Annotated in this window: 4 protein-coding genes; 3 read left to right on the top strand and 1 reads right to left on the bottom strand. The window is 74.7% G+C overall.

Annotated features, from left to right (window positions below; all coding sequences use genetic code 11):
- Nucleotides 1-66: 66 nt before the first annotated feature.
- Nucleotides 67-17,631, top strand: a complete 17,565-nt coding sequence (locus V5P93_RS17330) for a non-ribosomal peptide synthetase (RefSeq protein ID WP_219824005.1) — start codon at nucleotides 67-69, stop codon at nucleotides 17,629-17,631.
- A complete protein-coding gene (gene fabD, locus V5P93_RS17325; protein WP_281261665.1) occupies nucleotides 17,628-20,816 on the top strand; it encodes an ACP S-malonyltransferase in 3,189 nt (1,062 codons plus the stop codon). Before V5P93_RS17330 ends, fabD begins: the two co-directional genes overlap by 4 nt.
- Nucleotides 20,817-20,948: 132 nt before the next feature.
- Here fabD and V5P93_RS17320 read toward each other — a convergent pair whose 3' ends face one another.
- Nucleotides 20,949-23,813 carry an NB-ARC domain-containing protein gene (locus V5P93_RS17320; RefSeq protein WP_104479870.1) on the bottom strand — a complete coding sequence of 955 codons (2,865 nt, stop codon included), beginning with the start codon at nucleotides 23,811-23,813 and terminating at the stop codon, nucleotides 20,949-20,951.
- A gap of 229 nt (nucleotides 23,814-24,042) precedes the next feature.
- Between V5P93_RS17320 and V5P93_RS17315 the strand changes: the two genes are divergently transcribed.
- Nucleotides 24,043-24,312 (top strand): hypothetical protein, encoded by a 270-nt coding sequence (locus tag V5P93_RS17315; protein WP_104479869.1) that lies wholly within the window; start codon nucleotides 24,043-24,045, stop codon nucleotides 24,310-24,312.
- Nucleotides 24,313-24,320 lie beyond the last annotated feature (8 nt).

Raw genomic sequence — 24,320 nt, 5'->3', positions numbered from 1 at the left:
GACCGCGGCGACCAGCACCGCCCACCGCACTGCCCGACGGATCCGCTCGAGGAGACAGCGACAACCGTGGACGACAAGCGCAAGCTTCTGCTGAGCCTGCTGGCAGGCAGCGCCACCACCCCGGCCCCCGCGACCGGGGGCGTGGCGATCGTCGGCGTCGCGGGCCGCTACCCGCTGGCCGGGTCGGTCCGGCAGCTGTGGGACAACCTGCTCGCGGGCAGGCACTGCGTGCGGGAGGTGCCCGCCGACCGGTGGGACGCCGACGCGCACTTCGACCCGGCGGGCGCCTACAGCAAGTGGGCGGGCTTCCTCGACGACGTCGACAAGTTCGACCCGCTGTACTTCGGCATCTCCCCGGCCGACGCCGAGGCGATGGACCCGCAAGAGCGGCTGTTCCTGCACACCGCGGCGGCCACCCTGCAGGACGCGGGGTACCCGGCGGCGCGGCTGGCGGCGGCCGGGCCGGTCGGGGTGTTCGTCGGGGTGATGAACAGCGACTACGAGTGGATGGGCGGCGAGGCCACCGCGCTGGGCGTGGCCACCGACGCGCACTCCGACGCCTGGTCGATCGCCAACCGGGTGTCCTACACGTTCGACTTCACCGGGCCGAGCCTGGCGGTCGACACCGCCTGCTCGGCCTCGCTGACCGCGATCCACCTGGCCTGCCAGAGCCTGGCCGCGGGCGAGTGCGCCGCTGCGATCGCCGGTGGGGTCAACCTGATCCTGCACCCCAAGCACCTGGGCCTGCTGGCCCGGCGCGGGATGATCTCGCGCGGGGACGAGCTGCGCAGCTTCGGCGCGGGCGCGGACGGGTTCGTCGACGGCGAGGGTGTCGGCGCGGTGTTGCTCAAGCCGCTGGCCGCGGCCGTGGCCGACCGGGACCGGATCCTCGGGGTGATCCGCGGGTCGGCGATCAACTCCGGGGGCAAGACCGGCGGCTACACCGTGCCCAGCTCCGCCGCGCAGGCCGCGGTGATCCGCGCGGCGCTGCGCAAGGCCGGGGTCGAGGCCGACACCATCGGTTGCGTCGAGGCGCACGGCACCGGGACACCGCTGGGCGACCCGATCGAGATCTCCGGTCTGGTCGAGGCGTTCGGCGGGCGGGTCACCCCGGCCGAGCGGGCGGAGCGACCGGTGGTGTCGGTCGGCTCGGTCAAGTCCAACATCGGTCACCTGGAATCGGCGGCGGGCATCGCGGGCCTGACCAAGGTGCTGCTGCAACTGCGCCACCGCAGCCTGGTCGCCTCCCTGCACTCCGACCGGCTCAACCCGGAGATCGACTTCGACACCACCCGGTTCCGGGTGCAGCAGGCCGCCGAACCGTGGGTCCCGGTCGACGGGCAGCCGCTGCGCGCGATCGTCAGCTCCTTCGGTGGCGGCGGCGCGAACGCCTGCGTGGTCGTCGAGGACCACGTGCCCGCTCGCGAGCCCGGGGCGGTACCCGCCGGTGCGCAACTGCTGGTGCTGTCGGCGAAGGCCGAGGACCGGCTGCGCGAGTACGCCCGCGACCTGGCCGCGCACCTGCGGCGCGGCGCACCGGCGCCGGGGGGCGGCGGATCGCTCGCCGAGGCCCAGCGGCTGTGCCTGCGGGTGGCGGCGGAGACCGCCGGAGTGCCCGTCGACGCGTTGGACCTGGGTACCGACCTGGCCGAGTACGGGTTCGGGGTGGCCGAGCGGGTCCGCCTGACCGGACTTCTGGCCGACGCGCTGGGCGCCCCACCGCCCGCCGCCGCGGCCGCCGCGCACACGCTCGCCGCCATCGCCGAGGCCGTCGCCGCGACGCTGCCCGCCGATCCGACCCCGGGTGCCCCGCGCCTGGCGGACGTGGCGCACACGCTCCAGACCGGTCGCACCGCCCACGAGTTCCGCCTGGCGTTCACCGCCGAGACGGTGGCCGAGGCCGCCGACCTGTTCGCCGCGTACGCCGAGGGGACGGCGGGCGACCGGGTGCGCACCGCCCGCGCGGCCCGCCGCCGCCAGCGCACCGCCGCCGAGGAGGCCGCCGCGCTCGACACCGCCGTCGAGCGGCACGACCTCGCCTCGATCGGCGCCCTGTGGGTCACCGGAGTCGACGTGGACTGGGCGGGCGTGGGGGCCGCGGGCGCCGAGCGGGTGGAGCTGCCGACCTACCCGTTCGCCCGCAAGCGCTACTGGATCCCGGCCCTGCCGACCACCGCCCCGGCGAAGACCGCCGACGCGGCACGGGTCGAGATCCCCGAGGTGTACCGGCCGCTGTGGGTGCCCGCCCGCCCGGCCACCCCCGCTGTCCACAGCGGACGCGCCGTCGTCCTGGTGACCGCGGCCTCGACCGCGTTCGGCCAGGCCCTCGCCGACCGGCTCGGTCAGGCGGAGCTGGTGGGCCTGGACCGGCCGGACTGGCCGGCCCGCGCCTCGGGCGCGGACCTCGTCGTGCACCTGGGCGGCCTGGGCGCCCGGGTCGAGACGGGTGTCGGGGACCGCGAGGTCGCCGAGCACGTGCGCGACTCGTCGCTGTCGCTGTTCCACCTGCTGCGCACGCCGGTCAGCCGCGTCGTCGTCGTCACCAGCGATGTCGTCGACGTCGCCGGGACGGGGGTGGCCAACCCGTTCGCCGCGGGGATGCACGGCCTGCTCCAAGTCGCGCCGAAGGAGCGCCCGGGACTGCGGGTGGCCTGCGTCGACCTCGACTCCGCCGAGCTGGCCACCGACGCCGGGCGCCGCGCCGCCGCCGGGGCCGTGCTGGCCGAGCCACTCGACGGCCACTGCACCGCCGTGCGCGGCGGCGTCCGCCACCGCCGCGGCCTGGGCCGGGTCGAGCTGCCCGAGACCGCCCCGGTGTTCCGCGACCGCGGCGTCTACCTGGTGGTCGGCGGCACCGGCGGCATCGCCCAAGAGCTGAGCACGCACCTGGCCCGCGCGTACCACGCCCGGGTCGTGTGGTTCAGCCGCGGCGAGCTGAGCGCCGAGCACGAGGCCACTGCCGAGCGGATCCGCGCGCTCGGCGGCGACGTCGCCCACGTGCGCGGCGACGCCTGCGCCCACGACGACCTGGCCGCCGCCGTGGCCGAGGCGCACCGCCGGTTCGGCGGTCTGCACGGCGTCATCCACGCGGCGATGGTGTTCGACAACCACACCCTCGCCGCCCTCGACGAGGCCACCTTCACCGGGGCCACGCGGGTCAAGGTCGAGGGTGCCACCGCGCTGGCCGCGGTCCTGGCCGACGAGCCGCTGGACTTCCTGTCCTTCTTCTCCTCCGCCGGGTCCTTCGGCAGCTTCGCGGCCAACGGCGCCTACATCTGCGCCTCCGCCACGGAGGACGCCTACGCCCTGTTCCTGCGGGAGCGCGCGGGCTACCCGGTCACCGTGGTGAACCAGGGGTACTGGGGCCAGGTCGGCTCCGGCGCGGTGGCCGGGCTCTCCGACATCTTCGCGGGCCTGGGGATCAGCCCGTTCAGCGCGGCCGAGGGCATCGCGGCCGTGGAGCGGGTCCTGGGCAGCGGGCTGGCGCAGGCCATGCCGATCCGCGCCGACCGGCACGCCCTCGACGCCATGGGCCACGACCCCGCGCTGGACGGCGAGCTGCTCGGCGGCGGGCACCCGGCGGCGCTGGCCGCCGCCATCGCGGCCGGGGACACCGCCGACGACGTCGACCCGGGCGCGGCCAGGGTGCTCGCCGGGTACGAGGAGCTGGAAGCGGTCGCCGTGCCGGTGCTGCTCGGCGCCTACCAGCGGCTCGGGGCGTTCACCCGCGCGGGCGAGCGGCACGACGTCGAGCGGCTGCGCCGCGCGCTGGGCATCGTGGACCGGTTCGCCCCGCTGCACAGCGCGCTGCTGAACATCCTGGTGGGCGGTGGTTTCCTGACCCGCGAGGGGGACCGGGTGACCACTACGGCCGCCGTCGACGGGGTGGACCACGCGGCACTGGGCGCGGCGTGGGAGGCCGAGTTCGACCGCCTCGCCACCGCCTACCCCGACATCGAGCCGACCACCACGCTCAACCGCCTCTTCCTGGCCGCCTACCCGCGGATCCTGCGCGGCGAGGTGGGCGCCACCGAGATCATGTTCCCCGGGTCGTCGATGGCCCTGGTGGCGAACTTCTACAAGGGCAACCCGCTCACCGACCTGTTCAACCAGCGCGTCCGCGCGACCGTGCGGCGCTTCCTGGACGTGCGGCTGCCGCAGCTCCCCGCGGACCGGCTGGTGCGGCTGGTGGAGCTGGGCGCGGGTACCGGGGCCACGACCGAGTGCGTGCTGCCGGTGCTCGCCGAGCACGCGCACCGCGTCGGCTACACCTTCACCGACATCTCACCGCGCTTCCTGGAGTTCGGGCGCGAGCGGTTCGCCGCCGACTACCCGTTCACCGACTACCAGGTGCTCAACCTAGAACGCGGCCTCGCCGAGCAGGGCTTCGAGCCGGGCACCGCGGACGTGGTGCTGGCCACCAACGTCGTGCACGCCACCAGCGACCTGCGGGCCACCCTGCGCAAGGCCAAGGCGCTGCTGCGGCCCGGCGGCTGGCTGGTGCTCAACGAGCTGACCGCGGTGCGCCCGCTGCTGACCATCGGCGGCGGCGTGCTGGAGGGCTGGTGGGCCTTCGACGACGGCGAGCTGCGGCTGCCGGACTCGCCGCTGGCCTCGGTGGCCAGTTGGACCCGGGTGCTGCTGGAGGAGGGCTACTCCCCCGTGCGCACCCCGGGCGGCGTGGACGAGGCGCTGGCCCAAACCGTGCTGGCCGCCGAGAGCGACGGCGTGGTGCGCCACGCCGCCCCGACCGGCCCGACCGCCCCCGCGCGGGCCGAGCGGTCCGCCGCGCCCGCCGGGGACGGGGTCGCCGACCGGCTGCGCGAGCTGGTGGAGCGGGTGCTCAAGCTGGACGAGCGGATCGACCCCGACCGGCCGCTGGCCGACTACGGGTTCGACTCGCTCAGCGGCATGAAGATCGTGTCCGAGGTGGACGGGGCCTTCGGGGTGACGATCCCGCTCGGCGACTTCTTCGAGCGGCCCACCCTGGGCGAGCTGACCGAGCACCTGCTCGCGACCTGGCTCGCGGGCGCCGGCGCGCCGGCTGCCCCGGCGGACCAACCGGACACTCCGGCGGACCTGCCGGGCACTCCCGCCGGGGCCGCGCCGATCGCGGGCACGTCCGCCGTGGGCACGTCCGCCGCAGGCGCTGTCGCCGCGCGGGTGCTGCGGCCGCGCCGGGAGCTGGTGGAGTCGACGCACGCGCTGTCGCAGGGCCAGCGGGCGCTGTGGGTGATCGAGCAGATCGCGCCCGGCAACCACGCGTACAACCTGCCGCTGGCGCTGTGGGTGGACCGGGACCTGGACGTGCTCGCGCTGCGGGTGGTCCTGCAGGACCTGCTCGACCGGCACGCCGAGCTGCGCGCCACCGTGGACGACGGGGACGGCGGCCCGCTGGTGCGGGTCGCCGCCGAGCCGGAACTGCCGTTCCAGCAGGTGTTCCTGACCTCGATCGGCGATGACGACCTGCGCGACCGGATGCGCGTGGAGGTGCGCCGCCCGTTCGACCTCGCGGCCGGGCCGCTGCTGCGCGCGACCCTGTACACCCTGGGCGACGGGCGCCACGCGCTGCTGCTGAACTTCCACCACATCGTCTTCGACGGTGTGTCGATCGCACTGCTGCTGGGCGAACTGGACCGCGGCTACCGCGCGGTGCGCGCGGGCGAGGCGTTGCCCGCGGCACGACCTGCTCGCACCTACGGCGACTTCGCGGCCTGGCAGCGGGACCTGCTCGACAGCGCGGAGGGCCTGCGGCTGCGCGAGTACTGGGTGCGGCGGCTGAGCGGCAGGCAAACCGCGACCGCGCTGCCGCTGGACCGCCCGCGCCCGCCGGTGCGCGCGTTCCGGGGAGCCAGCGTGGACGGGCACATCCCGGCCGGGGTCGCCGATCGGGCCAGGGCGCTGGCCACCGCCGAGCAGACCTCGCTGTTCGGGGTGCTGCTGACCGCGTACTTCGCGCTGCTGCACCGCTACACCGAGCAGACCGAGCTGGCCGTGGGCACGCCGACCACCGGTCGCCCGGCCACCGGGTACGACGACGTGCTCGGCTACTTCATGAACATGGTCGTGCTCGCCGAGCAGGTGCGCGGCGACGAGGCGTTCCGTGCCCTGCTCAAGCGGGTGCACCGCACGGTGCTCGGGGCGCTGGAGCACAGCGCCTACCCGCTGCTGACGCTCGCCGACGAGCTCAAGCGCCTCGATCCGAGCGCCCCGGCGGTGCCGTTCACCGTCGCGTTCTACTTCCAGAACTGGACCCGCGGCGGGCGCACCGGCACCGGCGACGGCGTGGTGCTCGGCCCGGTGGAGGGCGTGCACCAAGAGGGCGAGTTCGACCTGACCCTCGAGGTCGTCGAGCAGGCTGAGGGCTGCCGGTGGACGTTCAAGTACGACCCGGACCTGTTCGACCAGGCCACGGCAGAGCGCATGGGAGCGCACTTCACCGCCCTGCTCGCCGCCGCCGTGGCCACCCCGGACAGCACCGTCGGCGAGCTGGACCTGCTGACCGCCACCGAGCGCGCGCGGCTGTCCGCGCCCGCCGCGGTGGACTACCCGGCGGACACCCAGGTCTGGGAGCTGGTCATGCGCCAGGCCCGGACCCGGCCGGGCGCGGTGGCCGTGCGCCACGGCGACACCGAGCTGACCTACGCCGAGCTGGCCGACCGGGTCACCGCACTGGCCGCCCGGCTCACCGCGGCCGGTGTCGGCCGGGGCCGCACGGTCGGCGTGCTGCTCCCCCGCGACCAGGACCTGCCGGTGGCGCTGTTGGCCGTGCAGGCCGCGGGTGGCACGTACGTGCCGCTCGACCCGGCCTACCCGGCGCAGCGGCTGGCCTACATGGCCGAGGACGCCGGTCTGCACCTGGTGCTGACCCATTCCACCGTCCCCGGCGACCTCGGCGTCGCGCGCGTGGTCGTCGACACCGGCGAGAACCCGCCCGCCGCCGTCTCCCCCGGCCCGGCCGGGCCTGCGGACACCGCGTACGTCATCTACACCTCGGGCTCCACGGGCCGCCCCAAGGGCGTGGCCGTGCCGCACCGGGCGCTGGTCAACTTCCTGACCTCGATGGCGGACCGGCCCGGTTTCGGCCCCGGGGACACCCTGCTGGCGCTGACCACGGTCTGCTTCGACATCTCCGGCCTGGAGCTGTACCTGCCGCTGATCACCGGTGGCACGGTGGACGTGCTGGGCAGCGAGGCGGCCAGGGACGGTGTGCGGCTGCGCGAGGCCGTCGAGGGCCGCGGCGCCACCGTCGTGCAGGCCACCCCCGCCACGTGGCGCATGCTGCTGGCCGCGGGCTGGACCGGCGGTGCCCACCTGACCGTGCTGTGCGGCGGCGAGGCGCTGCCGCCGGAGACCGCGCGGGCGCTCGTCGCGGGCAACCGCGCGGTGTGGAACCTGTACGGCCCCACCGAGACGACGATCTGGTCGACGGCGTGCCACCTGCGCGCGGGTGACCGGGTCACCATCGGCGAGCCGATCGCGAACACCCGGCTGTACGTGCTCGACCGGGCGGGCAGGCCGGTGCCGACCGGCGTCCCCGGTGAGCTGCACATCGGCGGGCACGGCGTGGCCGACGGCTACCTCGGCCGCCCGGAGCTGACCGCGGCGCGGTTCCTGGCCGATCCGTTCGCCGGTGGGCGCATGTACCGCACCGGCGACCTGGTGCGCGGGCTCGACGACGGCCGCATCGAATACCTGGGCAGGCTCGACTCGCAGGTCAAGGTGCGCGGGTTCCGGGTGGAACTGGAGGAGGTCGAGGTCGCGCTGCGCCGGGTGGCCGGGGTCGAGGACGCCGTGGTCGTCGCCCGCTCGCACGGCCCGGCCAACCACACGCTGCTCGCCTGCTACACCCTGGCCGAAGGCGCCGCGGACCCGGCGAAGGAGCACCTGGCGACCTGGCTGCCCGAGCACATGGTCCCCGACACCCTGGTCCGGGTGACCGGTTTCCCGCACACGCTCAACGGCAAGGTGGACCGCTCGACGCTGGCCGCGCTGCCGCTACCGGACCTGCGCGCGCGGTTCGGCGCGGGCGATCCGGTCGCGGGACCCACCCGGACGGCGATCCGCGACGGGCGGGTCGGCGCGCTGGTGGCGGCGCTGGCCCAGGTCGTGTCCCGGCTGGCCGAGGTGCCCGCCACCGAGGTCGGCGCCCGCACGCCACTGGGCGAGGTGGGCATGAACTCGGTCGGTTTCACCGCACTCGCCGCCGAATTGCGCGGGGCCTACGGCATCGAGGTCTACCCCACGCTGTTCTACCGGCGCGGCACCCTGCTCTCGATCGCCGAGCACCTGTGGGAGAACCACGCCGCCGACCTGGCCCCGCACTTCGGCGCCGAATCCACAATGGACGCAGCCGCCGCTGCCGCGCCGGAGCGGGTCCGGGGCGAGCAGCGGGGCCGCGGGGACCGGGTGGCGATCATCGGCATGGCCGGTCGGCTGCCCGGGTCCACGGACCTGCGCGAGTTCTGGGACCACCTCCTCGCGGGCGACGACCTGGTCGGTGAGATCCCGGCGGAGCGCTGGGACTGGCGCGAGCAGCCCCGCTCCCGGTCGCGCTGGGGCGGTTTCGCACCGGACGTGGACCGCTTCGACGCGGCGTTCTTCGGCATCAGCCCGCGCGAGGCCGAGCTGATGGACCCGCAGCAGCGGCTGGTGCTCGAGGTCGTCTGGGCGGCCGTCGAGGACGCGGGCCACCGGCCTTCGGACCTGGCGGGCAAGCGGGTCGGGGTGTTCCTGTCCGCGACCAACTCCGACTACCTGGACGTGCAGCGCGCGGCAGGCCGCGGCAACGAGGGGCACACGCTCACCGGCGCGGCGCTGTCGATCATCCCGAACCGGGTGTCCTACCTGCTGGACCTGCGCGGCCCGTCGATCGCGGTGGACACCGCCTGCTCCGGCGCGCTGACCGCGGTGCACCAGGCGTGCGCGGCGCTGCGCGACGGCACCTGCGACCTGGCCATCGCGGGCGGGGTCAGCCTGATGCTGTCGCCCTCGGTGTTCGAGGCGCTCAGCCAGGGCGAGATGCTCAGCCCGGACGGGCGCTGCAAGGCCTTCGACAGCCGCGCCGACGGGTACGTGCGCGGCGAGGGCGCCGGGGTGGTCGTGCTCAAGCCCGCCGACGCGGCGGTGCTCGACGGCGACGCCCCGCACGCGGTGATCCGCGCGGTGGCGGTCAACCACGGCGGCCGGACCACCTCGCTGACCGCGCCCAACCCGGACGCCCAGGCCGACCTGCTGGTCGAGGCCTACCGGGCGGCGGACGTGCCGCTGGACACCGTGGGCTACATCGAGGCGCACGGCACCGGCACCGCGCTCGGCGACCCGATCGAGACCGAGGGCCTCAGCGGCGCGTTCCGCAGGCTGCGCGGCGACGCCCCGGCGCCCGCCGCCGGTCCGGTGCTCGGCTCGGTGAAGACCAACATCGGCCACCTGGAGGCCGCCGCGGGGGTGGCCGGGCTGTTCAAGGTGGTGCTGGCGCTGCGCGAGGGCACCATCCCGGCCAGCCTGCACTTCCGCGAGCGGAACCCGTACCTGGACCTGGCGGGCGGGCCGTTCGAGGTGGCCGCGACCGCGCGGGCGTGGCCCCGGCGCACCGACGCCGCCGGGGCGGAGCTGCCGCGCCGCGGTGGGGTCAGCTCGTTCGGCTTCGGCGGGGCGAACGCGCACGTGGTGCTGGAGGAATACCTGATGGAGGGACCGGACATGTCGTCCGAGCAGGGGCGGGGCACCGGGGCCGAGCAGGCGTTCGTGCTCTCCGCCCGCGACGCCGACGCGCTGCGGGCCGCCGCCGCCCGGCTGGCCGACCACCTCGGCGAGCACCGGGTGTCGGCCGCCGACCTGGCGTTCACGTTGCAGGTGGGCCGGGAGCCGATGGCGCACCGGCTCGCCGTGGTCAGCGCCCACGCCGCCGACCTGCGCGCCGAGCTGGTGGAGCACCTGGCGGGTCGCCCGTCCGCGGTGCGCACCGCGCGGGTCGACCACGATCGGGACGCCGGGTCCGTCACCGCGACGGCAGACCCTGCCGCCGCGGTGACGGCGTGGCTGTCCGGCGCCGAGGTCGACTGGCGGGTGCTGCACGCGGGGGCCCGGCGCCGCCGGGTGCACCTGCCGACCTACCCGTTCGCCCGGACCCGGCACTGGGTCGATCCCGTGCGCCCACGACCGCTGCACCCGACCCTGCTGGACTCGCTGGAGACCACCGGGGACACCCACACCTTCACCAAGGCGTTGACCGGTGCGGAGTTCTTCCTCGGCGAGCACGTCGTGGGCGGTGCGCCGGTGCTGGCCGGGGTGGCGTACCTGGAGATGGCGCGGCTGGCCGGTGAGCTGGCCACCGGCGCCCCGGTCCGCCGGGTGCACGACCTGACCTGGGCCGCCCCGGTCCGGGCGGGTGGGCCGCCGTTGCGGGTCACGGTGCGCGGGTCGTCGTTCGAGGTGGCGGGCGAGGCCGTGCACGCGAGCGGCACCTTCGGCACCGATCCCGCCGATCGGCCCGCTCGGGTCGACCTCGCCGCCGTGCGGGCCCGGTGCCCGGAGGTGTCCGGCGCGCGGGAGTGCTACGCCGCGTTCGACCGGCTCGGGTTCGACTACGGCCCCAGCTTCCGGGCGATCCACGAGCTGGCGCTGGGCGAGGGCGAGGTGCTCGCCGCGCTCCGGCTGCCCGAGGCGCGCCGCGCCGACGCGGGCGCGTACGTGCTGCACCCGTCCCTGCTCGACGCCGCGCTCCAGGCCGCGGGCAGGCTGGCGCCCGGCGCGGGCGACCCGGCGTCCCCGGTGCCGTACCTGCCGTTCTCCCTCGGGTCGGTGCGGGTGTTCGGCGCGCTGCCCGCCGAGGTGTACGCCCACGCGCTGCCCGCCGCGGGCGCCACCCCGACCGGGGTGCTGCGCTTCGACGTGCGGCTGCTCGACGCCGACGGGGAGGTGCTGGTAGCGGTCGAGGGGTTCACCCTGCGGGCGGTGCCGCGGCGGGGCGCCGACGTGGTGTCCGCGTTCGAGCCGACCTGGGAGCCCGCCGGAACCGCCGACCGCGAGCTGACCGGTCCGGTGCTGGTGCTGGACGCGGGCGCGCACGGCCACGCGGCGGTGGCGGCGCTGGCCGCGGAGGGTGTCGACGCGCGGCGGATCGCGGTCGACGACCGGTTCGACGCCACGGCGGCGGTGCGCGGGCTGACCGGCGCCACGGCGCACGTCCTGCACCTGGCAGGCGAGTCCCCCGACGCCACCGAGGCCGTGGCGGGCGCCTTCCACGCCGCGGCGGACTTCTTCCGGGCGTGGCAGCGGGAGCGCGGGGGTGCCCTGCACTACCGCTTCGCCCACCGCGAGCCCGCCACTTCCCCGGCGCACCCGGCGATGGCCGCCTTCCTGCGGTCGGTGCGCCAGGAGCACCCCGCCATCGACGCCGGGGTGCTGGCGGTGGCCGCCGAGGTCGACTTCACCACCGCCGTGCTCGCCGACCTGCGGATCTCCGACGATGTCGAGGTCCGCGTGGACGGGGCGGGCCGGTCCCGCCGGTCGTGGCGCCGGGTGGTGCTGCCGGAGGTGGGCGAGCCGGTGTTCACCGGGGCGGGCGCGCACGTGATCACCGGTGGCACCGGTGCGCTGGGTCTGCTGATCGCCGAGCACGTGGCGGGCGCGCGCCGGGCCGCCGGGGCCACCTCGGGCGGACTGGTGCTGGCCGCGCGCACCGAACCGGGTACCCGGGCGCGGGAGCGGGCGGCGGCGATCGGCGCTCGGGTCGTGCTCGCCGACGTGTCCGACCCGGCCGGGGTGCGGGCGCTGCTCGACGAGGCCCGGCTGGTGTTCGGGCCGGTGCGCGGAGTCGTGCACGCGGCCGGGGTGCTGCGCGACGGGCTGCTCGCGGGCAAGGACCGGGCCGCCGCCGACGCCGTGCTGGCCGCCAAGGTGCGCGGCGCCGCGCTGCTCGACGAGGCGACCAGGGACGAGCCGCTGGACTACTTCGTGGCGTTCTCCTCGGCCGCCGCGGCCTTCGGCAACGCGGGCCAGACCGACTACGCGTTCGCCAACGCCTTCCTCGACCACTTCGCCGACCGCCGGGAGCGCCTGCGCGCCCTCGGTGCCCGCCGGGGCCGCACGCTGGCCGCCGCCTGGCCGGTGTGGGCGGACGGGGCGATGCGCGTCGACGAGCCCGCGATCGAGTACATGGGCCGGGTGCTGGGGATGCGGCCGGTGCGCACGGCCCAGGGCCTGGCCGCGCTCGACCGGGCGCTGGGCACCACCGCCCCGGCGCTGCTGCTGACCCCGGGCGAGCCGGAGAAGGTGCTCGCCGCGCTGACCGGCGGTCCCGCCGACCGGCCGCTCGCTGCCCCGGCGCCCGCGGACAACCCGCCCGCCGCGGAGGAACTGGTGCTGCGGATCCTCGCCGAGGAGCTGAAACTGCCCGCGCCGGAGATCGTCGTGACCGAGCCGTTCGAGCACTACGGCGTCGACTCGCTGATCACCATGAGCGTGGCGCGGCGGCTGGAGGAGCACCTGGGGCCGCTGTCGAAGACGCTGCTGTTCGAGTACGTCAGCGTGCGCGCCCTGGCCGACCACTTGGCCGCCGCGCACCCGGCCGCCTTCGCCACCGCGCCCGGCGCGGAACCCACCGCGACCGAACCCGCCCAGGTCGCGCTCCCCGCGGCCACACCGGTGGTCGAGGTGAGCGCCCAGGTCGAACCGGTGGCCGAACGGGCCGACATCGCGATCATCGGCGTGGCGGGCCGCTACCCCGGCGCCGACGACGTGGACGAGTTCTGGCGCAACCTGCGCGCGGGCGTGGACAGCGTCGAGGAGATCCCCGGCGAGCGCTGGGACCACGCCGTGTTCCACGACCCGGACCGGACCGCCACCGGCAAGACCTACGGCAAGTGGGGCGGTTTCGTGCGCGGCGCGGACCGGTTCGACCCGCTGTTCTTCCGGATGTCGCAGATCGAGGCCGAGCACACCGACCCGCAGGAGCGGGTGTTCCTGGAGACGGTGTGGCACCTGCTGGAGGACGCCGGCTACACCCGCGAGCGGTTGCGCGGCAGCCGGACCGGCGTGTTCGTCGGGATGATGTACGGCCACTACCAGCTCTACGGGGTGCAGGACGCGTTGGCGGGCAAGGGTTTCGCCACCTCCTCCTCCTACGCCTCGGTGGCCAACCGGGTGTCCTACTTCTACAACTTCACCGGCCCCAGCGTCGCGCTGGACACGATGTGCTCCTCGGCGCTGGTCACCATCCACCAGGCGTGCCTGGCGATCGGCAACGGCGACTGCGAGGTGGCCGTCGCGGGCGGGGTCAACATCTCCAGCCACCCGGTGAAGTTCCTGCAGCTGGCGCAGCGCGGCTTCCTGGCCGCCGACGGCCGCTGCCGCAGCTTCGGCGAGGGCGGCACCGGCTACGTGCCCGCCGAGGGCTCCGGCGCGGTGCTGCTCAAGCGGCTGGACCGGGCGCTGGCCGACGGCGACCGGGTGCTGGCGGTGGTCAAGGCGACCGCGGTCAACCACGGCGGCGCCGGGGCGGGCTACAGCGTGCCCAACCCCGAGGCCCAGGGCGACCTGGTGCGCACCGCGCTGGACCGGGCCGGGCTGCGCCCGACCGACCTGGACTACCTGGAGGCGCACGGCACCGGCACCGCGCTGGGCGACCCGGTGGAGGTCAACGGCATGCTGCGCGCGTTCGGCGGGGACAACCCCGAGCGGCTGCCGATCGGCTCGGTGAAGTCGAACATCGGGCACGCCGAGTCCGCGGCGGGCATCGCGGCGGTGACCAAGGTGCTGCTGCAACTGCGCCACGGCGAGCTGGCCCCGTCCCTGCACGCCGACCGGCTGAACCCGAACATCGATTTCGACGCCACCCCGTTCGAGGTGCAGCGGGAGCTGGCCCCGTGGCCGTCGCGGGTGGGCGCGGGCGGTGCCGCGCGACCGCGCACGGCGGGCGTCAGCTCGTTCGGCGCGGGTGGCACCAACGCCCACGTGATCCTCCAGGAGTTCACCGCCGGGCCTGCCGCCCCGGCCCCGGCCGGGCCGCAGGTGGCGGTGCTGTCCGCCCGCGACGCCGACCGGCTGGTGGCCCAGGCCCGCAGGCTGGCCGACCACCTGCGCGGCGCCGACCCGGCCCCGGCCGAGGTGGCGTGGACGCTGCAATCCGGCCGCGAGGCGATGGCGCACCGGCTGGCGGTCCGGTTCGACGCGCTGCCCGAGCTGGTCGCGGAGCTGGACCGGTTCGCCGCCGGGACCACCGGCGCGCGGACCCGGACCGGCGTGGTGGACCCGCGCAGGCCCGCGCCGGGCGAGGCCCCCGCCGCCGACCCGGACGCGTTCGCCGCGGCCTGGCTGGCCGGGCAGCGGGTGGACTGGTCGGCGCTGCACCCGACCCGGCCCGCCCGCACCGCGCTGCCCGGCTACCCGTTCGGCGGCGACCGGGTCTGGCTGCCCGCCGCGGACGCCGAGCTGGCCGCGCTGGGCGCCGCACCGGTGGCCGAGGACGCCGGGGCGCTGCTGACCCGGCACTGGGTGCCCGCGCCGATCACCGGCCGCGGCGCCGCCCCGACCCGCACCGCCGTGCTCGCCGCGCCCGGCACCGAGGCGCTCGCCGCGAGGGTGGCCGCCGCGCTGCCCGGCGCCGAGGTGCTCGACCCGGGCAGGCTTGAGGCCGACCTGGCCGCCGCGGACACCCGGTGGGACGCCTACGACGCGGTGGTCGACCTCGCGGGCTGCGGCGAGCGGTCCCACGCCCTGCTGCCGACCTGGGTCGCCTGGCTGCAACGACTGGTCGACCTGGGCCGCCGGGAGGCGACCGCACTGCTGGTCTCCCGCGACGGCTCGCTCGGCGGAGCCGCCCGCACGGGCCTGTACCGGATGTTGCAGAGCGAGTACCGGCAGCTCCGGTCGCGGCACGTGGCCGTGGGCGGCGCGGGCGACGACGAGCTGTGCCTGATCGTGGTCGAGGAGCTGCGCGCCGACGGCGACCCCGCCGAAGTGTCCTATCGGGACGGTGCCAGGCACACCGCCGAACTGCGCGAACTGACCGCGAGCGCCGGTAACCCGGTGCGGTTCCCGGCCGACCACGTGCTCTGGGTGACCGGCGGCACGCGCGGCATCGGGCTGCTGACCGCCCGGCACTTCGTCGCCGAGCACGGCGTCCGCAAGCTGGTGCTGGCCGGCCGCGAGGAGCTGCCCCCGCGCGAGCGGTGGGCGGCGCACATCGCCGAGGACACCGCGCTGGGCCGCAAGCTGCGGCCGTTGGCGCAGCTGGCCGACCAAGGCGTGCAGGTGGAGGTGCTGGCCGTCGCGCTGGAGGAGCGCGAGCAGGTGGCCAAGGCGCTGGCCGAGGTCAAGCGGCGGCTGGGCCCGGTCGGCGGTGTGGTGCACAGCGCGGGCACGACCGACTTCGAGAACCCCGCGTTCGTCCGCAAGCCCGCCGACGCGATCGGCCGGGTGCTCGGCCCCAAGGTGTTCGGCGTGGACGCCCTCGTCGACTGCTTCCGCGACGAGCCGCTGAGCCTGTTCGTCGTGTACTCCTCGGTCGCCGCGGCCATCCCGCAGCTGGCCGTGGGGCAGAGCGACTACGCGATGGCCAACGGCTACCTCGACGCCGTGGCGGAGGCGCGCCCGCACGGGCTGCCGATCGTCAGCGTGCAGTGGCCGAGCTGGCGCGACACCGGCATGGGCGAGGCGCGCAGTGCCGCCTACCTGGCCTCGGGGCTGGCCGCGCTGTCCGACCGGCAGGGCCTGGCGCTGCTGGAGCGGGCGCTGGCCTCCGGTGCCCGGGTGGTGCTGCCCGCGGTGGTCCGGCCCGGTGCCGACTGGCACCCGGAGCGGCTGACCCACCGCCACCCGCACACCCCGACCGCACCCGCACCGGCCGCACCGGCCGCGCGGGTCCAGGCACCGGTGGCGACGGGTGCCGCGGTGGCCGCGGTGTCCTCGTGGCTGCTGGACCAACTGGCCACCGAACTGCGGTTCGACCGGGCCAAGCTGGCCGGGGACGTGCCGGTGCACGACTACGGGCTGGACTCGATCATGGTGTCGCAGCTGGTGCAGACGGTGGCCAAGCGGCTCGACGTGTCGGTCGACCCGTCGGCGCTGCTGGAGCACCCGACCACGGACGGGTTCGCGAGCTACCTCGCCGCGGAGTTCCCGGAGCGGTTGGGGGCCGAGTTCGGCACCGACACCGCTGCGCCCAGCCCGACCGCCGCGCCCAGCCCGGTCACCGCCCCGGTGACCCCGGCGGTGGTCTCCGAGGTCCGGCGGAGCACCGAGATCGCGGTCGTCGGTCTGTCCTGCCGGTTCCCGCAGGCACCGTCCGCGGCCGACTACTGGCGGCTCCTGCGCGGCGGGGACACCGCGCTGCGACCGGTCCCGGCCGCGCGGTTCGGCAGGCCGGTGGACTTCCACGCCGGGCTGCTCGACGAGGTGCTCCGGTTCGACCCGGAGGCCTTCCTGCTCGACGAGTCCGACGTGGTGGCGATGGACCCGCAGGCGCTGCTGCTGCTGGAGGAGGTCAGCCGGGCGGTGCACGACGCCGGGTACCGGCCCGAGGACCTCAAGGGCCGCGAGGTCGGCGTCTACGTCGGTGGCCGCAACACCCACACCGCCGACGCGGACCGGCTCGACCGCTCCCGCAACCCGGTCGTGGTGACCGGGCAGAACTACCTGTCCGCCAACGTGTCCCAGTTCTTCGACTTCCGCGGCCCGAGCGTGGTGGTCGACACCGCGTGCTCCTCGGCGCTGGTGGCGATGGACATGGCCGTCCAGGCGCTGCGCGCGGGTGACCTGGAGGCGGCGGTGGTCGGCGGGGTGAGCCTGCTCGCCGACGACCGCGCCCACCGGGTGTTCGGCAAGCGCGGCCTGCTCAACCCGGGTGCGGAGTTCCACGTGTTCGACAGCCGCGCGGCGGGTCTGGTGCTCGGCGAGGGCGTCGGCGTGGTGGTGCTCAAGCCGCTGGAGCGGGCCCGCGCCGACGGCGACCGGGTGCTGGCGGTGCTGTCCGGCATCGCGATCAACAACGACGGCCGCACCGCGGGCCCGGCCACGCCGAACCTCCAGGCGCAGAAGGACGTCATGCTGCGGGCGCTGGCGCGCAGCGGGCACGCCGCGGCCGACGTCGGCTGGGTGGAGGCCAACGGTTCCGGCTCGGTGATCACCGACCTGCTGGAGCTCAAGGCGGTGGAATCGGTCTACCGGACCGGGTCCGCGCAGCCGGTGGCGCTGGGCTCGGTGAAGCCGAACATCGGCCACCCGCTCGCCGCCGAGGGCATCGCCGCGTTCATCAAGGTGGTGTTGATGCTCAGCCACGGCGAGCAGGTGCCGTTCCGCTCCGGGCAGCAGCCGCTCGCGCACTACGACCTGGACGCCTCGCCGCTGTACTTCCCGCGGCGGGCAGCGGCGTGGCCGCGCGAGGCCGGGGTCGCCGCGCTGAACTGCTTCGCCGACGGCGGCACCAACGCCCACGTCCTGCTCGCCCCGGCCCCGGCGGGCCACACCGGCCGCGCGCCGCTGCCCGAACCGCGGTTCGACCGCCGGGTGGTCATCCGCGGCTCGGCTGCCCCCGAATCGCAGGGCCTCTTCTGGGACGAGCCGGTCACCCCCGCCCCGGCCCCGGTGGAGGTCCCGGCAGGCGGCATGTTCTGGGACGCGTACCGGTGACCCCGGCGCAGCGGGAGCGGCTGCCCGTCGTCTTCATGTTCTCCGGGCAGGGGTCGCAGTACTACCGGATGGGCCGGGACCTCTACGACTCGAACGCGGTGTTCCGGGCGGCGCTGGACCGGCACGACGCCACGGTGCGGGCCGAACTCGGCGAGTCGGTGCTGGCCGCGGTGTTCGACCCGGGCAAGCGGCGGGACGAGCTGTTCACCGACACGCGGCTGACCCACCCGGCCATCGTGATGGTCGAGCTGGCGGCGGCGGAGATGCTGCGGGCGGCCGGGGTGCGCCCCGCGTACCTGCTGGGCAGCAGCCTCGGCGAGTACGCGGCCGCGGTCGTGGCGGGCTGCCTGAGCGCCGCGGACTGCCTGCGGCTGCTGGTCGACCAGGCCCGCTGCCTGCGCTCGGCACCGCCGGGCGGGATGCTGGCGGTGCTGGCCGGACCCGAGGCGCACGACCTGGCCCCCGCCCTGGCCGACTGCGAGGTGGCCGCCCGCAACTACCCCGGGCACTTCGTCGTCGCGGGCACCACCGAGGCGATCGGCCGCGCGGAGGCGCAACTGCGCGCCGCGGACGTGCTGCACCAACGGGTGCCGGTGGAGCACGGCTACCACTCGCGGCTGATGGACGGTGTGCTGCGGGAGAACCGCGACGCGCTGCGGGCCGTGCGCTTCGCCCCGGCCCAGGTGCCCTGGGTGTCCTGTGTGGACGGCTCGGTGGTGGACCGGCCGACCGCCGACCACTTCGCCCGCGTGGTCCGCGCCCCCATCGAGTTCGGCGCGGCGATGGCCGCGCTGGCCGACCGGGGCGAGTTCCTGTACCTGGACCTCGGCCCGGGGGGCACCCTGCACAACTTCGCCCGCAACACCCCGCGGTCGGGTTCCCGTTCCTGGTCGATGCCCCTGTTCAGCCCGTTCGGGCACGACCCCGGGGTGGTGGACCGCGCGCGCGACGCCGCGGCCGACCCGGCCCCCGTCCCCCCAGCCCCCGCGAGGAAGGCGCACGTCGTGAAGGTCTACGGATTCCCAGGTCAGGGCTCGCAGCGGCGGGGCATGGGCGCGGAGTTGTTCGAGCGCTACCCCGAGCACACCGCCACCGCCGACCGCGTGCTCGGCTACTCGATCCGCGAGCTGTGCGTCGACGACCCGCGCCGCGAGCTGGCCAGGACCGAGTTCACCCAGCCCGCCCTGTACGTGGTGAGCGCGCTGACCTGGCTGGACCGCCGAGCCGCGGACCCCACGCCGCCGGACTACCTGGTCGGCCACAGCCTCGGCGAGTACGTGGCCCTGTTCGCCGCGGGCGTGTTCGACTTCGAAACCGGTCTGCGCCTCGTCCACCGGCGCGGCGCGCTGATGGCGGCGGCGGGCGGCGGCTCGATGGCGGCCGTCGTCGGCACCGACGAGCCCACGATCACCCGCGTGCTGGCCGAAGCGGGCCTCACCGGCCTGGACCTGGCCAACCACAACGCGCCCGACCAGTTCGTCCTCTCCGGCCCGGACGAGGAGATCGGCCGCGCCTGCGCGGCGTTCGAGGCCGCGGGCGCCCGCGCGGTCCGCCTGCACGTGAGCGCCCCCTTCCACTCCCGCCACATGCGCGGCACCGCCGAGGAGTTCGCCCCGTTCCTGGCGGGCTTCCCGCTGGCGGACCCGGTGATCCCGGTCCTGGCCAACATCGACGCCAAGCCGTACCGGCCCGGCGAGGTGGCCAAGACCCTGACCGCCCAGATCGCCGCCCCGGTGCGCTGGACCGAGACGGTCCGCTCGCTGATGGGCCTGGGCGAGTTCGAGTTCGTCGAGTTAGGACCGGGGCAGGTGCTGACCAAGCTGGTCGCCAAGATCAGGGCGGCCGCCGACCCGCTGGCCGCCCCTGCCCTCCCCGCCACCGCTGTTCCCGCCGCCACCGCTCCCGCTGCCGCGGTACCTGCCGTGCCTGCCGCGCCGGACGCGGACTCGCTCGGCGCCCGCACCTTCCGCGAGCGGTACGGCCTGCGCCGGGCCTACCTGGCGGGTTCCCTCTACGGCGGGGTCTCCGGCCGGGAGATGCTGGGTTCCCTGGCCAAGGCGGGCCTGCTCGGTTTCCTCGGCACCGGCGGACTGGCACCGGCGGAGGTCGAGCACGAGGTGCGCGGCCTGGTCGGCGACCTCGGCCTCTCCGGCGCGTTCGGCGCGAACGTCCTCTACCGCCACGGCGCCCCGGAGGAGGAACTCGGCCTGGTCGACGTCCTGCTCCGGCACGGCGTGGACCTGGTCGAGGCCTCGGGTTTCCCGGTGCTCACCCCGGCCCTGGTCAAGTTCCGCCTCAAGGGCGGCCGGATCCTGGCCAAGGTGGCCCGCACCGACATCGCGGCCGAGTTCCTGGCGCCCCCGCCCGAGCACCTGGTCCGCCGCCTGGTCGCCGACGGCGCGGTCACCGAGGCGGAAGCCGCGGCCGCCGCGACCAGGCCCGTGGCCGACGACCTCTGCGTGGAGGCCGACGGTGGCTGGGTCACCGCCAACGCGGACCTGCTCACCCTCCTGCCCGCGGTCCGCGGGCTGCGGGACCGCTCGACCACCCCGTCCGGCCACCACGTCCACATCGGCTGCGCGGGCGGCATCGGCAGCCCGGCGGCGGCAGCGGCGGCGTTCCTGCTCGGCGCGGACTTCATCCTCACCGGCTCGGTCAACCAGTGCTCGGTGGAGGCGGCCACCAGCCCCGCCGTGAAGGACCTCCTGCACCAAGCCCACGAGTACGACATCGAGACAGCCCCGTGGGGCCCCCTGTTCGAACTGGGCGCCCGCGCCCGCTACCTCAAGCGCGGACTGTTCTTCCCGGCCAGGGCATCCCGCCTGCACGAACTGTGGCGCAGGCACGGCGCCCTGTCCGAATTGGACAGCGACACCCGCGCCCAGGTGCTCACCAAGTACCTGGGCGGGGTGGACGCCCCGACCCCCACCGGGGACGGGAAGGCCGACCTGGCGAAGCTCTTCCGGGGCTACTTCGACCGCGGCCTCCGGTCGGCCCTGGCGGGCGACACCCGTTCCCGAGTGGACTTCCTGGTGCACTGCGGACCCGCGATGGGCGCGTTCAACCAGGTGGTCGAGGGCACGTCCCTGGACCCGTGGCAGGCCCGCACGGTGGAGGCCATCGCCGACACCCTCCTGGAAGGCGCCGCGACCCACATCGCCGACCGCCTCGCGGCACTCCGCTAACCACGTGGATCCCGCGCCGCCGGGCCGATTTCGACCCGGCGGCGTTCGGTGGTCCCACCTGGCCGTGTCCCTGTCCGCCGCCGCGTTCCGCCTGCGTCGCCAAGACCGAGCCGCGCCTCGACCAGGCCGCGATCACTGCTCTTCCGGCACCCGGAACCGGTACTTGTCCGCGAAGCCGCGCACGACCAGGTCGGCGTCGAACCAGCAAGCGAGCACCTCGTCATCGATCCGCAACGAACACAGCGGTGTCAGGGAACGGGTGTCGTAAGCGGCGATGCGGCCGTCCTCCGTAGTGGTGACCAGTACGGTTCGGTTGGGGTTCAGGGCGAGACGACGTGGTTTGCGCACGGTGACCTCGCGCAGGACGGTGTCACCGGCGCGCAACCGCAGGACGATGTCGGATTCGCCGAAGACGCGAACGGCGGCGTTGCGCGCGATACCGAAGTCACTACAGGCCTGGGTGCTGTTCATGACGTAGTGGTACCGGCCGCTCTCGTCAACCTCGACGGTGTGACCGTCCGGGGTCGTGGCGATGACGAATCTATCTTGGTGGTGACTCACCAGTTCCGGGGCGGCTGCGGCCATACCGTCATTGATTTCCTTATCCAGCCCGAAGAAGTCAAAGAACGGCACGTAGTGTGCGCTTCGCAGGGGTTCCGCTTCTACGCGGACCGCCGAGTCCGACGCCGCGAACGCCAGGGCCGTGCCATCCGGCGACCAGGCGAGGTCGAGGACCGCGGCACCGCGGGCACCGTTGACCGCGACGCAGTCGAGCGTCGTCGCGTCCCAGATCAGCACCGCTCCCCCACAAGCGGAGGTATTGATGGCCACACCGAACACCTTGCTGTCCGGCCGCCAGGCGATGGCAGCGACCGGACCCGCGTACCAGACGGCCGTTCCCCAGGCATGGTTGAGCTTCCTGTCCTGGAGGTCGATGACCACCACCTTGTAGGTCGACGCACAGGCGAGCCTTCCACCATCCGGACTCCATGCCACCACGGCGGGCCCATCCTCGTCGGCATGCGGCAGATTGATGTAGTGCGGCTCGATCTCAGTGGTGGGATCCCGCCATATGGCAAGCTCTTTGTAATAGGTGATGCCCGCGAGTTGGCCGCGTGGTCCCCAACTCGCCGAGCGGAACATGCCGTCCACGACCCGGGCCACCCCACGTCCCGGTCGCCACAGCCGGAGTTCGCCGCCGCCCGCGACCGCCAGGACATCCGAGTCGGGCCGCCACCGCACGTCCGTGCCCGCCATGATGCCGGGATCGATCCAGCGGAGAGTGGCCACGTGGGTCACCGAACCGTCCCCGAGGTCGACCACCTCCACCCGTAGGCAGTCAAGGCTGTTCTCGATGTGGACGACCTGAGCGAGCAGCCGGTTGTCCGGGCTGAGCGCGGCCCGCAGAACCCAGTTCTCGGATACCGGCGTTACCGAGAGCGGGCGACCGGTGTGGGGATCCCAGGTGCGGAACTTTCCGTCGTCCCCGCCGACCGCGCTGATCACGTCCCGCCACTCGACCGAGGAGACCTGCCCTCGGTGCCCCGCGAGGGTCCGCGCCACCGGATCCCTGCGGACGAGCGGGGATTCGTGTGGTCGCAGCGACCACACGGGCAACGCTTCGTCCACGTGGTACAGCACGGCCCGGTCGAAGAGGTGCGCGTACAGGGTGAGGGCGGGGTCGGAGTCCAGGAGATGGCCGTGGGAACGCAAGAACGCCAGCAGGTCCTCGTCGCGGTCGGGACAGGCGGCGACATCCGCCTCGGCTGCGTGGGGGCCGTCCTCGGCGATGCGACGAGCGAGGTAGCGCAGGTCGGTGCACAGGTCGGCGAGTTCCGCGGTCAACCCTGCGGCGAGCAGATGGTGAACCAGTTGTCCGCGTAGGACGGTCGAGGCGTTGTGCCAGCCGTCGGCCGGACGGGTGGCGTCGAGGAGGCGTCGGCTGGCCGTGCGGACCTCGGCGGAGTGGGCGCGACGCAGGTAGTCATGGACAACGTCGTGGAGATGGGTGTCGGCGAGGAGGGAGTGGCGGTTGAACCTGTCGCATTCGGACGCTGCGGTGACAGGGTCCAGGCCCCACAGGAGTTCCAGTAGCTCCGGTGGAACGGGAACGCGGGCGGGGAACGCGGCGAGGCTGAGGTAGCGGTGGAGGGAATCCACGCCGTGCGGGGACGTGGCGACCAACTCATCCAGGCTCAGGCGCAACGTGGCGGCGATGCCGGTCCCCCGGTCTCCCAAGGCGTCGAGGAAGGCGACACCGTCGCGGGCCAAAGCGGAGTCGAGGTCGTGGACTACGCGGTCCAACGGCGCTCGGCGGCGCGCGGCGCTGAGGAGGGCGCCGTTGAGCATGGACAACGCGAGTGGCCAGCGGCCGACTCGGTCGACCAGGGCGCGGGGTTCGCCGGTGTCCGGGAAGTCACGGCACAACAGGTTCACCGCTTCGGGAACGGTCATCGGCCCAACGGGCAGTTCGACCCCGCGAATGACTCCGGTCAACCGGGTGGTCACCAGCCGAACGCAGTTGCGGCCGCCGGAGAGAAACGGTTCAAGGTCCGATCGACGCCAAACGCCGTCGATGACCAGGAGCATCCGCCGGTCGCCGAGGGCGGTGGCAAACGCGGCCATGGCGCCGTCGAGGGTGGTGAGGTGGGTGTTGCCGACCAGCAGGGTCACCAGGTCACGGAGGAGTTCGACCAAGTCGGCGCGCGTGGTGGTGGAACTCAGCCGGAACCAGTGGACGCCGTCGGGGAACTCCTCGGCGAGACGCGCACAAGCCCAGCGGGCCAAGGTGGTCTTGCCGACTCCGCCGGGGCCGGACAACACGACAACGCCCGACTCCGCCACCGCGCCGAGCAACCGGCCACCGACATCGGAACGTTCGACGACATCGGCGACGTCCTCCGACCACACCAACCTCGGACGTGTGCCGACGTGGCCGATCTGGATGACCGACCGGGCACCGAAGGCCAGGTTGACGACATCGGGCTGGTCCGCCATCCGATCATGGTAACCGGGACAGGCGCGCGGCGAGCACCGTCGCCACGTCGGCGGCCGACTCGGCGCCGGGCTCCCCGCCGCGCGAGAACCGTTCGCGTTCACCGCCGACCAGGAGCGGAATCGGCGGAATCGCAGTACGGACAGCGAATTGGGTGCGGGTCGGGTGCGAAGCGGGAGCCGAGTGGGTGCTGACCGAGCGGGGTGCGCGCGGCCGTTCGAGGATCTGGGTATGACGATGAGCACCGCGTGCTACCAGGAGTCCACCGAGGGTGCGCTGCTGGCGGCCCTGGTCGACATAGCGGACGAGTCTGTCGTGTTCCACAACCGACTCGGGTTCCGCCGAGCGGGCGTGGAACTCACGTGCAGGCAGACGGAGGTCGTCCGCGCTCTGCTCCGCCGTGGTGTGGCGGTCATCGAGTCCGGCGACCACCACGACACCCACGCCCCGGTCCTGCTCACCGGGACCGGAACCGCACTGCTTCAACGAAACGCGCGATAGCCGCAGCG

Source organism: Actinokineospora auranticolor (assembly GCF_041897805.1).
GTDB lineage: Bacteria > Actinomycetota > Actinomycetes > Mycobacteriales > Pseudonocardiaceae > Actinokineospora > Actinokineospora auranticolor.
This window is presented reverse-complemented; position numbering and strand designations above follow the sequence as displayed.

Bases quoted from the DNA above. Each gene is read 5' to 3' on its own strand.
- V5P93_RS17320 (WP_104479870.1), bottom strand. From the start codon at position 23,813: ATGGCGGACCAGCCCGATGTCGTCAACCTGGCCTTCGGTGCCCGGTCG.
- V5P93_RS17315 (WP_104479869.1), top strand. From the start codon at position 24,043: ATGACGATGAGCACCGCGTGCTACCAGGAGTCCACCGAGGGTGCGCTG.